Annotated in this window: 12 protein-coding genes; 3 read left to right on the top strand and 9 right to left on the bottom strand. The window is 64.2% G+C overall.

The genetic code is table 11. The annotated features are described in order from the left end of the window. Window positions 1–199: 199 nt before the first annotated feature. Window positions 200–568, bottom strand: a complete 369-nt coding sequence (locus tag JGU71_RS23505) for a DUF427 domain-containing protein (RefSeq protein ID WP_199706912.1) — start codon at window positions 566–568, stop codon at window positions 200–202. A 29-nt stretch (window positions 569–597) separates the two neighbouring features. Between JGU71_RS23505 and JGU71_RS23500 the strand changes: the two genes are divergently transcribed. After that, on the top strand, window positions 598–2,133 hold the full coding sequence (locus JGU71_RS23500) for a sulfatase family protein (RefSeq protein WP_199706911.1): 1,536 nt from the start codon (window positions 598–600) through the stop codon (window positions 2,131–2,133). Window positions 2,134–2,217: 84 nt separating this feature from the next. Next, window positions 2,218–3,201: a YihY/virulence factor BrkB family protein gene (locus JGU71_RS23495; RefSeq protein ID WP_307829814.1), complete on the top strand. Its 984-nt coding sequence runs from the start codon at window positions 2,218–2,220 to the stop codon at window positions 3,199–3,201. Here JGU71_RS23495 and JGU71_RS23490 read toward each other — a convergent pair. The 8 genes from JGU71_RS23490 to JGU71_RS23455 all read right to left on the bottom strand — a co-directional run bounded on the left by JGU71_RS23490 (window position 3,198) and on the right by JGU71_RS23455 (window position 11,586). Then, window positions 3,198–3,446, bottom strand: a complete 249-nt coding sequence (locus JGU71_RS23490) for a hypothetical protein (RefSeq protein WP_199706910.1) — start codon at window positions 3,444–3,446, stop codon at window positions 3,198–3,200. The two genes, JGU71_RS23495 and JGU71_RS23490, sit on opposite strands and share 4 nt — an antisense overlap. Before the next feature lie 790 nt (window positions 3,447–4,236). Beyond that, window positions 4,237–5,199, bottom strand: coding sequence for an acyl-CoA thioesterase (locus JGU71_RS23485; protein ID WP_199706909.1), 963 nt, complete (start codon window positions 5,197–5,199; stop codon window positions 4,237–4,239). Window positions 5,200–5,263: 64 nt separating this feature from the next. Further along, window positions 5,264–6,178: a hydroxyquinol 1,2-dioxygenase gene (locus JGU71_RS23480; protein ID WP_199706908.1), complete on the bottom strand. Its 915-nt coding sequence runs from the start codon at window positions 6,176–6,178 to the stop codon at window positions 5,264–5,266. Then, the gene (locus JGU71_RS23475; RefSeq protein ID WP_307829813.1) at window positions 6,175–7,269 is read right to left on the bottom strand and encodes a maleylacetate reductase; all 1,095 of its coding nucleotides are present in this window, start codon (window positions 7,267–7,269) and stop codon (window positions 6,175–6,177) included. The genes JGU71_RS23480 and JGU71_RS23475 overlap by 4 nt, the downstream gene beginning before the upstream one ends. A gap of 7 nt (window positions 7,270–7,276) precedes the next feature. Further along, entirely contained in the window at window positions 7,277–8,344 is a 1,068-nt protein-coding gene (locus tag JGU71_RS23470; protein ID WP_307829812.1) for an alpha/beta hydrolase family protein, read from the bottom strand. Beyond that, entirely contained in the window at window positions 8,341–9,942 is a 1,602-nt protein-coding gene (gene mhpA / locus JGU71_RS23465) for a bifunctional 3-(3-hydroxy-phenyl)propionate/3-hydroxycinnamic acid hydroxylase MhpA (protein WP_233529942.1), read from the bottom strand. The genes JGU71_RS23470 and mhpA overlap by 4 nt, the downstream gene beginning before the upstream one ends. 101 nt (window positions 9,943–10,043) lie before the next feature. Further along, the gene (locus JGU71_RS23460; protein ID WP_199706906.1) at window positions 10,044–11,042 is read right to left on the bottom strand and encodes an AraC-like ligand-binding domain-containing protein; all 999 of its coding nucleotides are present in this window, start codon (window positions 11,040–11,042) and stop codon (window positions 10,044–10,046) included. A 370-nt stretch (window positions 11,043–11,412) separates the two neighbouring features. Further along, window positions 11,413–11,586: a recombinase family protein gene (locus JGU71_RS23455; RefSeq protein ID WP_199706961.1), complete on the bottom strand. Its 174-nt coding sequence runs from the start codon at window positions 11,584–11,586 to the stop codon at window positions 11,413–11,415. A gap of 403 nt (window positions 11,587–11,989) precedes the next feature. Here JGU71_RS23455 and JGU71_RS23450 point away from each other — a divergent pair, with 403 nt between their 5' ends. Next, window positions 11,990–13,684, top strand: coding sequence for a purine-cytosine permease family protein (locus JGU71_RS23450; protein ID WP_233529940.1), 1,695 nt, complete (start codon window positions 11,990–11,992; stop codon window positions 13,682–13,684). Window positions 13,685–13,700: the final 16 nt, after the last annotated feature.

The following is a 13,700-nucleotide window of genomic DNA, read 5'->3' as shown; positions in this document are numbered from 1 at the left end:
GCGCGAACGTCGCGCGAATGAGGGCGGGCCAGGGTCACAGAAGTCGCCAAGCGCTCCAACATCCCGGCCCGCCACAACCATCATAGAAACCCACGCCAGCGCTTGACGTCCGTTAGGAACTCAAGAAAGGCGGCTCCGCCGCTCGTGAGTCCTTCCGGAGCGCCCGACCTCCGAAAAGACTCACGAGGCGCGGAGCGCCCTACCCGACGCTGATGGTGACCTTGCTCGGATAGAAGGCCACGTGACCGGCGATTTCGGCGACGGCGTCGTAGGGCTGCTCGTAGGTCCAGATGGCGTCGACGAGATCCCCCGCCGAGGTCGTGATCGTGTAGTACGAAGCATCGCCCTTGTACGGGCAGTACGTCGATGTGTCGGTCCGCACCAGCAGGGCGGCATCGACATCGGCGAGCGGAACATACTGCACTGCAGGATAAGTCGACTCCTGCAGCGTGAGCGCGGCTGTCGAATCCGCTACGACTCGATCGCCGACGCGGACCGTGACGCGAGCGCCGGTGGGCCGGACGGTGATCGGATGATCGGCAGTGGGTGTGCGACCTACTTTTGACATACGTTTGCTCCTCGTCGAGAGTGCTCCTTATGTCGCTAACGGATAGATGTCGTCGACAATTCCCGGCGGCGTTCGTTGTTGCAGTCGCGGCATGTGCCCTGCTCGTTTCGTCGAGTCTTGTGCCGGCAGGCGCTGCCGAGCAACCCGACGACCGACCCAACATCGTCGTCATACTTGCCGACGACCTCGATGCGACCGCAACGCCGGTGTGGACCGAGATGCCGCGCACCGCCGCGTTGATACGGGACCGCGGGATCGAATTCGACAACGGGTTCGCGCCCATGCCGATCTGCTGTGCGGCACGAGCGTCGATCCTGACCGGAAAGTACGGCCACAACACAGGCGTGCTCACCAACGCGGGCGAGGTGGGTGGATTCGACGCCTTCCGTGACAACGGGAACGAAAGTTCAACGATCGCAACGTATTTGCATGACGCGGGATATCGAACCGGCATGGCGGGTAAGTATCTGAACGGGTTGGAACACGATCCGGACCACATTCCGCCGGGGTGGGACGATTGGAACGCGGGCGTCGACAACTTTTTGTATACCGGGTACAACTATCAGCTCAACGAGAACGGCGTCCGCGTCAAGTACGGGTTTTCGCCCGCCGACTATCAGACGGATGTCATCGCCCGGAAGTCGACCGAATTCATCACCGACGCAGCAGTTTCCGGCTCACCGTTCTTCTGGTATGCCGCCTCGACCGCGCCGCACTTCCCGCTACCGGCCGCACCACGCCACGTGTCTCAGGTCGTGCCGACCGCCGCGCCGCGTACTCCGAACTATCAGGAGGCAGACGTCTCGGACAAGCCGTCGTGGCTCATCGACACAGCACTCGTACGTGCGGCGACGATCGCCGCGATCAACGACGTCGACTACACCAACCGCCTAGGCTCCCTGCGGGCGCTCGACGAGATGGTTGCGGGCATCGTGGACACCCTCGACCGCGTCGGCGAACTCGACAACACCTACCTGGTGTTCACGTCCGACAACGGCTACAGCCTCGGCTCCCACCGTCTGACGCAGAAGATGGCGCCGTACGAAGAATCGATGCGGGTACCGCTCGCCATCGCCGGGCCTGGCATCGGCAAGGGCAGATCCGACGCCATGGCATTGTCGATCGACCTCGCACCCACACTGCTCGGCTGGGCCGACATCCCGATACCCGCCGCTATGGACGGACGTTCGCTGGAAGGTCCCTTGCGTCACGACGATTCACAATGGCGGACCGACTTCACTGCCGAATACGGAGGACCGGGCGCCGGTGGACTGAACGGCATTGCGCAGGAACAGGTGCCGAACCAGCCGTCGGCGATGTATGCCCTGGACATGCCGTCGTGGAGCGCTGTCCGCAACGAGCGATATCTGTACGTCCGGTGGTACGAGCGTGAGCGTGCTCTCGGCGACAGGGAATACGAACTCTACGATCTGGAGCGCGACCCGTACGAGCTCACCAACCTGATCAAGACCGACGACGGTAGACGCGCACACGCCGCAACTGTCGCCGAACTCGACCGGCGACTCGACGAACTCCACCGTTGCGCAGGAGTCGAGTGCCGCTAGCCGACCTCGATTGTTCACAGTTTCGCGGGCAGATCGGGTAGAACTCAGAACTATGTACATCACGTGCGGTGGACGGCCGCGTCGGTGAAATTCACCGCCTGGCTGGATCGTATGCAGCAGAAGCACCCATGGCTCGGGTTTCCGCTCGCTGTGGTCTACAAATTCGTCGACGACCAGGGCGGCTATCTCGCCGCGTTGATCACCTACTACGGCTTCGTGTCGCTCTTTCCGCTGTTGCTGATTCTCTCGACGATTCTCAGCATCGTGCTCGTCTCGAATCCTGAGCTGCAGGAACGAATTCTGGACTCGGCACTGAGCCAGTTTCCGGTGATCGGTGATCAACTCGAAAATCCGGACACCCTCAGCGGCGGTACCGGGGGACTGGTGATCGGAGTCGTGGTTGCGCTGTACGGCGGATTGGGTGTTGCTGTCGCCTTTCAGAACGCAATGAACATCGCGTGGTCCGTACCGCGAAACATGCGCCCGGACCCCATTTTTTCTCGGGTGCGCGGGCTGTTCATTCTGGCGACCGTCGGCGTCGCGGTAATCGGTTTGACCATCGTGTCCCAGATCAGCGCGACGCTCGACTTCGGAAGTGGCCTGAACGAGGTGTCCCTCGTAGGCACGGTGATCCTGAACGCTGTCGTCTTCGCCGTCGCCTTCAAGATCTCGACGACGCGCGCCTTGACGATCCGGCAGGTTGCGCCCGGTGCCATTGCCGCAGCGGTGGTGTGGCAGATGCTGCAGACCTTCGGCCTCGTCTATGTGACGAGCGTGGTGCAGCACTCGTCGGCGACGAACGGCGTCTTCGCGGTTGTCCTCGGCTTGCTGGCATTCATCTACCTGGCCGCATTCGCGGTCGTGATGTGTGTCGAAGTCAACGTCGTGCGGATCGACAAGCTCTATCCACGTTCGCTACTGACGCCGTTCACCGAAAACGTCGTCCTCACCGCCGGCGACCGCCGGGCCTACACCGACCAGGCGCTCGCTCAGCGCAACAAGGACTTTCAGAAAATCACGGTCAGCTTCGGCAAGCGGAAGAAGCAACGGCCCGAGCCCGAAGACTAGAACCCCGGCGGGAAGGCCCGGCACGGCTGCGGCACACCGACGTGGCAGAAGGGGAGTGACGGGGGCGTCACAGGGCCAAGATCGATCGGCGGCTTCGGCTTGGGGTTGGTGTCGTGACAGTTGCTCGGACACGGCTTCGCCGATGCGACACCGGCGGTTCCCGCCAGCGAGATGCCGAGCGCTGCGACGCCTGTTCCGAGTGCGATTGCGACGCGTGTGGTCATCGAATGCTTGTTGCCGATCATGTGAGTCTCCCTCGAAGCGGCTGGCGTTGTGTAGCAATAACCTTGGGCGACACAGGACATATCGGAAACCGACCCGAGGGTGTGGATCGACCACTCTCGGGATATCGATTGCCCCCTCTGGTGCGGGGTCGCGGTGTTCGCGTCGAAGAGCACGAAGCGCTCATTCCAGGGTCCTCTCGGGCGCCGTCGGGCGAAGTCCCAGACGATGGCACTGGCGTCCGGCCCGGCGTGATCGGTGAACGACCCCTCGCCGAACGGGCCAGGCCAACGTGTCCCATATCCTCGATCAGATAGGAATCGACCAGAACGCGCCGCCCTGAAAGGTGGTGTGCGCATAGACGTATTTGCCCCCGTTCCTGGGACGGTCGCGGTCTCCTCGACCACCCGCAGGCCGTCATTGGGCAGCCAGTCGTCCACGAGGTCATCTGGGGTGATCGCGCAGTCTCGCCAACGACCGTTACTGAGGCACTGAAGCGCGAGACACTGTCCTTGCCCGACTGAGCCACGCGCATGGAGAACCGTTTAGGCTTGCTCGCTGCTCAGCGCAGCGGCGGAGCCGAATGACTCATGTCCGTTGCCGAACTGTGACGTGTCCCTAGTGAGCGCCGTATTTTGCAAATAGACGCTCTGACAAAGGCCGGGTGTGGGAAGAAGTAGCGAGCGGAGCAAAGAACGATCGCCCCGAACTGCTCGACCTCCTCGGCCACCTGCGTAAGCCGCGCCGCGTTGTGCGGGCTTCTGACTCGCACCCGGACGAAGCTGGCCCGGCTGGTGTTTGGCCTGGGTCCGGCTATGCGGTCTCGGCACGCCGACGGATTTCGAGCAGGTTCTGCGCATGCTGGTCAAGCCTGCGGTCCTCGTCGGTGACCGGCAACCAGCGCGGCACGGTCGTGGCTCTTCCATGCTTGTCGAGGGCAACAAAGATGGCGAGGCCGTGTGCAGCGACTTCCCCGGCGCCGGTGCGTGGATTGATCGATCTGACATGCACGTCGATGTGCATCCGCGTGTCCGACGTGTGGATGAGGCGGGCGGTGACTTCGATTTTGTTCCCGATGGGCAACGGCCGGTAGAACCGGATCCCGCCGACGTATGCAGCGATCGCCCGCTGCCGACTCCACTGTGACGCGCACACGAACGCGGCCTCATCGATCCAGCGCATGAGGTTGCCGCCGTGCACCTTTCCGCCCCAGTTGACGTCGGTCGGTACGGCGAGGAAACGCAGGATGGCCGATGGTGATTCGGCGCCATCGTCGTAGGTCTGCGTTGCCATCGCCGCTTCGATGTCGGCGCGCACCGTGATTCGCCGCCGCGCCGCAAGGTGGCGGCGCTGCTCGATCACCGTTCGCGGTGACCACGACGGCACCCGTGCAGGCTTGCCGTTCTCGTCCACGGCGACGAACACGGTGAGGCACTGCGCGTTTTCGACGGTCTCACGGGTGTGCGGGGCACCCGAACTTACACTGACCAGAATGTGCATACTGGACCTGCCGGTGTGGACGACGCGCGCGCCGATCTCGACGAGGTCTCCGACTGCGATCGGAAGAGCGAACCTAATGTTGCCGACATACGCTGTGACGCAGTACAGCCCGCTCCAGCCCGTGGCGCAGGCGTAACCGGCTTTGTCGATCCACTCCAGCACGCGGCCCCCGTCGATTCGTTCTCCGTATCCGGCGTCGGATGCCTTGGCCAGAAACCGCAGGACTGTCGCCGAGGCTGACGACACCGGTTGATCGCTCCCAAATATCCGGGTCATGTGGGTGTTCCTTGTCCGGGCAGACGCGAAGCTGGTCGCCCGTTCTGGTGTGGTGAACGAGGGGTCAGATGACGGCGGGAGCGAGGACGATGTCGAAGCGGACTCGGGACCAGCTGCGCTCGCCTAGGGCGCGGCCGTCGGGAGTGGGGGTTCCAGGGGCCTGCCGCGCGAACGTTTTGACCAGCGAGTCCTTGACACCGAACACACTGTCGCCGACAGCAAGTTGCGGATCGTCGGCGACGAAGATATGTGTGACCAGCGTGCGCAGGTGCTCCGCTGCGACCATGAAGTGCAGATGCGCAGCCCGCATCGGCGAGCGGCTCACCGCCGCCAGCAGCTTGCCGACCGGGCCGTCGTCGGGGATCGGATACGGAGTGGGGGTCAGTCCCCAGAACCGGAAGGTCCCGTCGTCGTCGGTGTAGAGGCGCGCCCGGCCGTGGATCCGACCGTCCGGGTATTGCACGTCGTAGCGGCCGTCCTCGTCTGCCTCCCATACCTCGACCCGCGCCCCGGCAACGGGGTTGCCGTCGGTGTTGGTGACCGTGCCCTCTACCCAGCACGGTTCGCCAGCCGCGCCGCCGGCGATGTCAGCGCCGAGCGGGATCTGCGGAGCCGCGTCGAGGAAGAACGGACCGAACACCGTTGCCTCCGTAGCTCCCTCGTAGGCCTGATTGTTGACGGCCACAGTTAGCATCGAGGCGCCAAGCACGTCGGAAAGCAGGATGAACTCCTGACGCTTGTCGTCGGTGATTGCGCCACATGCGGTGAGGAATTCGATGGCGGCGTTCCATTCGGCCTCGGTCAACCGCACGTCCCGGACGAACGCGTGCAGGTGTCCTACTAGGGACTGCATCACCCGGCGCAGGCGCGGATCGGGTGTGTTGTCGAAGGACGCGACGACTCGCGCGACGAGGTCGGCCTCGGCTGTCGCCTGCGCCGGTGTGGTCCGCGGCGAGGTGGAGATCGCTTGTTCTGTCATCGCCGGCTTTCGGTGTCGTAGGTGATGGTCGTCGGGTCGGTGCCCTGCCAGGCTCCGTAGAGCAGGCGGTGGAGGTCGCCGGTGGTGACCGGTCGTGGGTTGTTGTTCGGCACGACCGAGAGGATGGCGGCTCCTGCAGCGTCGATGTTCGACGCGTCGAACCCGTAGTCGCGCAGAGCTTTCGGCGCGCCGAGTCGTTGCCGCAGTTCCTGCAGGCCGTCGAGTGCGTCGGTCGAACCGAGCGCAGTCGCGATCCTGTTCGCTGCCTCCGGGGCCGCGGGTGTGTTGAACGCGAGAACGTAGGGCAACACCACGGCGTGGGTCTGGGCGTGTGGCAGGTTGTAGGTTCCGCCAAGGACGTGACAGATCTTGTGGTGCAGTCCTGAGCCGGCCGAGGAGAACGCCACCCCCGCCAGGTAGGCGCCGTACAGCACCTGCTCGCGACCGCCCAGACCGCCCGGGTCGGCGACGATCTGGGGCAACCCGATACTCAGCGCGCGGATCCCTTCCTGCGCCACCGCCCGGTCGATCGGATCCGCCCGCGGTCCCCACATCGAGTCCATGCAATGCGCCACCGCGTTCAGCCCCGACGCAACGCTCATCGGGACAGGCAGGGACATGGTCAGTTCCGCGTCGTAGATGACCGCCCACGGAAGCACCCGCGGGTCCACGCCGGTGGTCTTGTGGCCATCCTCGGTAAGACCCCACACGGTGGTGGCCTCCGACCCGGCGTAGGTCGTCGGTACCGCGACGATCGGGATCCCGGTTGTCAACGCGATCGCCTTGGCCAGCCCGATCGCCGAACCACCGCCTAGGCAGACCAGCACGTCCACGTCGTGTTCGCCGGCGGCGGCGCGTGCCCGCTTGGCTGTCTGCACCGGCACGTGCATCGCCACCTCTGTGTGGCGATGCACCACCGGCAGATCCGCGGTGATCTGTGTGGCACGGTCGGCGTCGCGCGCAGACGCGATAACCATTACCCGCGAGCCTTTCAGCCGCGCCACCACACGCGCAAGCATCGCCCTCGCCTCACCGGAGGCGAAGCAGACCCGTTGCGGAAGACTCTCATGCTCGAAGTGCAACTCGCTCACGCCTTTCTCACGTCCGTGCACGGTTCGCGAGGTGATCGGCGAACCAGTCTGCGACGAGCGCTGTCCGCTCGGCCGCATGGTTGTAGATGGTGTGCTCGCCGTCGTCCCAGATCCGCAGGGTGGCATCGGTCGCTGCGTCGAGGAAAGGTTGCTGCTCCACGAGTCCGATGAGCGGATCGTTACCGCCGTGCAGCACCATCAGCGCGCCACCGATCCGATCCCGTCCGGGGCGCAGGGCGATGCGGTCGAAATTTGCCTGAATCGCGTCGGGGTCGGTGGTGCCCAGCATCGCGGCGGCTTGCTCACCGAACGCACGAAAACCGAGCAGCTTCGGTTGTGCCGGGGCGCCGTTGACGCACACGGCCACGATGCGCGGGTCTCGCGCCGCGGTGACGGCGGCGTACAGCCCGCCGAGGCTGTTGCCCCAGATCCCTACGGCAGGTGTGCAATCCACCGTCACGTTCACGAACGCCGAGTACGCAGCGGCGACGTCCACGTCGAGGTAGACACCACCCACCATCCGGGTATCGCCCTGGCCGGGACCCTCGGCGAGCAGGACCGCCAACCCGCGTGCCGTGAGCGCGTCAGCTTGTGCGAGGTACGCTGCGCCCCAGCCGCTTTGCCCGCCCAGGAGGATGACCGTGCCGACCGGATCGGCGGTCGGGCGGATCAGCCAGCCGAACATTCGTCCACCCGCGAACGGTATTTCCACTCGCTGCCACGCGGGGTCGCTGCGCTTCCCGGCGCCGCCGACCGCGGCGGTGAATCGGCCGTAGAGCGCGACCTTGCGCGGGCCGTCGAAGTTGTAGGCCATTTGCGCGAACAGGAAGTTTGCGGCCGCGAACCGATACGCCTCGATCGCCGTCGCACTGTGGCCGGCAGCGTCGGCGGCCGCAGCACGATCGAGCTGGGCGGTGCCCAGGCTCTCGGCGGCAACGTCCCACGGCACATCCGCGGTGAGTCGTTGCAGTTGCAGGACGTCGGCGTAGTCCATGCCGCAGTCGAGGAGTCGCGTGGGCGGCATCGCCCGCCACAACGCAGTTGCGGGCGCGATTGCCGACGGCGCAGTCTTCACGATCCCACCCCGGCGGGGATCCGGACCTGCCAGCGCAACTGATCGCGAAGGCTGTCGATGACAGAAGGCAGGTCGGCGAGGGCGCCCGCCCAGTACAGATGGAAATCGGGGCGGCTGAGGAACGCCTCGACATCGTTGCCTTCGAACCACCGGGCGTAGGTTCCCTCGGCGTCGTCAACACTTATCGGCGTGCCCGGTCGCAGGGTCGCCGACGTGGCTCCCAGCTCGTCGAGAAACGTACGCTGCTCGGTGCTCAACATCTCCTGGAAGTCTTCGCGGGCGAGGACGGTGAACCCGCCGCCGACGACGTCGTCGAAGTGGCCGGTTCCGCCCGTCGCACGGACGACCCCCTGCGTGGAGAGCATCCCTGCCATCGGTGACAGCCGGCCGTCCCGGCCACGGTGGACGACGCCGTCGACGATTGTCGGAAACGGCGGTGGCGGTGGCGCCGTTCCGGTCCGAAACGCCTCGTCGCGGGCCGCCGCCGCGTCGGGGTCGTGGGTGTTGGCGATGCGGCCCAGCATCACGCACGCCTCGGTGATGGCGGTCGCGTGTGGGCGGCGCTCTGTTTCGTACGTGTCCAGCAGGGCATCGTCGGCCCGACCGGTTAGGACGAGATCGAGTTTCCAGCCCAGGGTGATGCCGTCGCGCATGCCAGAACATGCTCCCTGGCCCATGTACGGCGGCGTGGTGTGCGCGGCGTCGCCGGCAAGAAACACCCGTCCCGCGCGCCACTGCTCGGCGATTCTCGCCTGGAAGGTGTAGACGACCTGGCGGAGAATCTTGACGTCCTCGGGACCGAGATTGTGGGTCTCGAGTAGCCACTTCCACGCGTATTGCGGGTCCTCGTACGGTTCGGTGTCCTCATGTGGCAGCACCGCATGTTCGAAGCGCTGCCGGGTCTTGCCTATCGGCATGTGCATGTGGCCGCGCACCGGGTCGCAGTGCTGGATCAGCCGCTCGAAACGCTCCGGCAGCGGTCGAAGCCGCTCGGTGTCGATGTTGAGCCATTTGTCGTCGACACCGAGATCGGATCGTTCGATTCCGAGCGAGGTGCGGATGAAACTATTCGCACCATCAGCCCCGACGAGATACTTGGCGGTGATCGTCCGGTCCTCGCCGGTATGCGACCACTGCTCGGTCCGGCTGCGCGACCACGGCCGCACCGTCAGCTCGACCGCGTCGTCGCTCGTGCGCAGCGCGACCGCAGCCCAGCCCTGGTTCACCTCGACGTTCGGGTATGTCCGGACCTGCGCGTCGATGGCATCTTCGATGTCGGGTTGGTAGATCGAGATGTGCAGCGGGAAACCGCTGGACTGGCCCTCCCACGGGAGCTCGACGAGTAATTCGCCCGCAGCATTGACGTACCGGTAGTTAGGGATGGGCCGACAGTCGCGCAACGCGGCGTCGACGTCGCCCACGGCCTGGATTATCCGTGCGGTCTCGCCGTCCACGTGCGTCAATCGTGGTAGCCCGTACAGCCCGCTCCATCGCTCGAAGACCACGACCTTGTGGCCGGCTTTGCCGAGCACCGAGGCCAGCACGAGCCCGGTCGGGCCGTAGCCGACGATCGCGACGTCATAGTCCGTATTCATCATTGTGTCTCCCGTCACTTCCGTTGGCAGCGACGTTAGGCATCACGAGACTGACCGGCGATCCGCTACGCGACAACACGATCCGGTTTCCGACGGCGATTCGCCTAGGAGGGTGGCTCGCTACGCAATGTCTCTGACGGCGCCACGCCATACCGCTCCTGGTAAAGCCCGGCAAACCGCGGCACATGGGTGAATCCCCAGCGCAGCGCGACATCGGTCACGGTGGCGCCGCTACCCGGACGAGAGAGCTGCAATTCCGTATGGACCCGGGCAAGCCGGACGCGTTGCACGTACTCGTGTGGCGAAAGCCCCACGGTCTCGCGGAAGTGGCGTTGCAGCGATCGTGCCGACACGCCCGCGACCTCGGCGAGCTGTTCGACGCCGAGTTGGGCATCGGGGTGACGTTCGATCAGCTCGATGGCCCGCTTGACCGGCGGCGGCCGCCGAGGAAGCGTCTGTGCAGAGTCGAGCAGATGCGAGTAGTTGTTGTGCGCAGCGATGAGCAGGCCCGACATCATCAGGTTGATCCATGGCTCGGCCCCGAGCGGGCTGTCGGCAAGCCCGCCCGGCTGATCGAGGTCGCGCGTCAAAGCGCGGACGGAGCGTAGCCACGACGCTGATGCCGGAGCGGTCAAGTCCATACGAGCGTCGAATCGGATCGGCTCGGTCACCGGACGTCCGGTCAGTTGCTCGAGCTGGCGGTCCAACGCGATTCGCTCGATGCGGACGTGCAGCTGCCGATACGCCTCGCTCAACTTCATGTCAGCACGCATGCGCGGGGAAATGATGCAGGCTGTTGTGGGATCGACGATCACTTGTTCTCCGCGGCAGGTGATTTCGTTGAAGCCGCCTATCGAAAGATTGACATCGTAGTAGTCGAGTTGCTCGACCAGCTGTGCCCCGAGCTCTGCGCCCCGGTGTTGTCCATAGACCAACGACACTGCCCCCAGATCCGCGTGGCAGACCTTGGTCCTGATCGATTCCGCGCGACCGAGCGGCGTGAGGCGATGCGGCGTCAGAAGATGTGACACCGACGTGCGGAACTCGTCCAAATCATCCGACTGCAACACCTGGAATCGCTCCAGTGGTGATGCCTTCGTCACAGCTCTGCTCCTTGCCGCAGGTCGCCCCAACGCGTAGCCCGTGGTTCCGAGAATACCGATGGATGTGACTTGATTCACTACTGCGTGCAGGCGCCAGTCCCCGGACCTCATCGTGGTCCTCGCACGGTCGTCGAATTTCTGCGCCTCGCACAGCGCCGCCGCGATCTCAAGTTCGTAGGCGGACGCCGGTACGCCAGTAGGTTCGGGCTATCCCCGTACAGGAATACGAGTGCGTTCGTGGAGGTTGTTGACCTCCTCCGCAACATCGGGATTCCCTTTCAGGGCTCCAGAGTTGAATTGAGTCGTTGTCTCAGTGGAGATTTCGATACAGAGTGCTTTCTGGCGATGTCGAGCACTTCGGCGATTTCACTCATGGAGACACCGTCCTCTCGCACCTTTTCGCTTGGCGGCGTCTGGCTGGTGTCAGCGCCGCGGGTCGACCACTCACTCGGCCGCGGTCCCGGGCAGCTGCGAGTCCGGCGACGGTTCTTTCACGGACTAGGTTGCGTTCGAATTCAGCGAGTGGGCCGAAAATGGGGAAGATGAGATTGCCGCCGGAGTTGACGACAGCAAGTCACCAATCGCGTGTGGTGATAGCGCAGACAGCACGCCCCGCAATACCCAACCCAGTCGCGCCTCGTACGGCCGTCTGGCCTCGGATCTGAGGCGTCAGGTTCCTCGATCACGAACCGTCTCCCTATCTCTGAGATGTCGCCCGTAGCGCGTGCGGAAACAGCTCGCCTGAAGGCTCTGTCGAACCGGCCCGCTTCGCACGTCCGACGGTCCGCCCGAGGGTGTGGATCGACCACTCTCGGGATGTCGCAGGCCCCCTCGGGGGTGCGGTAACCCCGTCTTTACTGCGGCGCCACAACATCGATACGAGTCTGCGCGACTCTGATTCACGGATATTTCGTGCTCGCGCGTGTTCGTCTCGAGGAGTTGTCGTCATGACATTGGAAGCTGAGAAGACCGGCGAAGCCGAAGAAGCTGCGGTCGCCGCGAATGCCGATCACTCGGCGGCCCTGAAAGAAACCCTCGAGGACTACACGCTACGGTTCGCGCCACGCAGCTATCGCAAGTGGGGGACAGGCGTTGTCGCGACCTCGGCCCTCGGCGGTATCGCCTATCTGGCGGACTTCGCGATCGGCGCGAACATCGGCATCTCCTACGGCACCGGCAACGCACTGTGGGGCATTCTTGTGTTCGCCATCGTGATCATGGCGACCGGCTTCCCGCTGGCGTATTACGCCGCCCGCTACAACATCGACCTAGACCTGATCACGCGCGGAAGCGGTTTCGGCTACTACGGATCTGTGGTGACGAACGTCATCTTCGCGACCTTCACGTTCATCTTTTTTGCGCTCGAAGGTTCGATCATGGCGCAGGGGCTCGAACTCGGGCTGCACATACCATTGCCGCTCGGCTACTTGATCTCGTCGCTGATGGTGATTCCATTGGTGATCTTCGGTATGAAAGCGCTTGCGACACTGCAAGTCTGGACGACGCCGCTGTGGCTGATCATGATGGTGCTGCCCTTCGGCTATCTCGTTGTGCGGCATCCTGATTCGATAAGCACCTTCTTCGCGTACGGCGGCGCCGACGCAGAGGACGGCAAAGGCGTCAACCTCGGTTCGGTCATGCTGGCGGCAGGTGTGTGTCTGTCGCTCATCGCCCAGATCGCCGAGCAGATCGACTACCTGCGCTTCATGCCGCCCAAGACGCCCGAAAACTCGCGACGCTGGTGGAGTGCCGTCCTGCTCGCGGGCCCGGGCTGGGTGATCTTCGGCGCGATCAAGCAGATCGTCGGACTTTTCCTCGCGGTCTATCTCATCGCCAACGTGGCCGACGGTGCCGGCATCGCCAACCAGCCGGTGCACCAGTTCCTGGAGATCTACCAGGACATGATGCCGCATTGGCTCGCAATGACTTTGGCGGTGATCCTCGTTGTGATCAGCCAGATCAAGATCAATGTGACCAACGCCTACTCCGGTTCGCTCGCGTGGACGAACTCCTTCACGCGCGTCACCAAGCACTACCCCGGGCGACTCGTCTTCGTGATCTTCAACGTCGCGATCGCGCTGATCCTGATGGAAGCCAACATGTTCGACTTCCTCAATACGATTCTCGGCTTCTACGCGAACTGCGGTATGGCATGGATCGTGACGGTTGCCTCCGACATCGTGTTCAACAAGTACCTGCTGAAGCTGTCGCCCAAGGTGCCCGAATTCCGCCGCGGCATGCTCTACGACATCAACCCGGTCGGCTTCGTGTCGATGTTGCTCTCGGCCAGCATCTCGATCCTGGTCTTCTTCGGGGCATTCGGATCGGCGATCAAGCCGTACTCACCGATCGTCGCAGTGGCGATCGCCCTGATCGCACCGCCGATCCTGGCCATCGCGACGAAGGGCAAGTACTACCTGCGTCGGACCGACGACGGCATCGACCTGCCGATGTTCGACGAATACGGCAACCCGTCGGGCGAAACGCTGATGTGTCACGTATCCGGGATGGAGTTCGAACGACCGGACATGATCGTGTCCAATACGCCCGGGCCCAACGGTGAGAAGCAGTACATCTCCTCGCTCAGCCTCAGCACGGACAAGACGGGCGCACACGTGCTTCCTGCTCAACCCCCTGAATGAGCACCCCGGAGTAGGA

This window comes from Antrihabitans stalagmiti, assembly GCF_016482825.1.
Lineage (GTDB): Bacteria > Actinomycetota > Actinomycetes > Mycobacteriales > Mycobacteriaceae > Antrihabitans > Antrihabitans stalagmiti.
The sequence above is the reverse complement of the archived record's forward strand: the minus strand, read 5'-3'. Positions and strand labels throughout refer to the sequence as shown.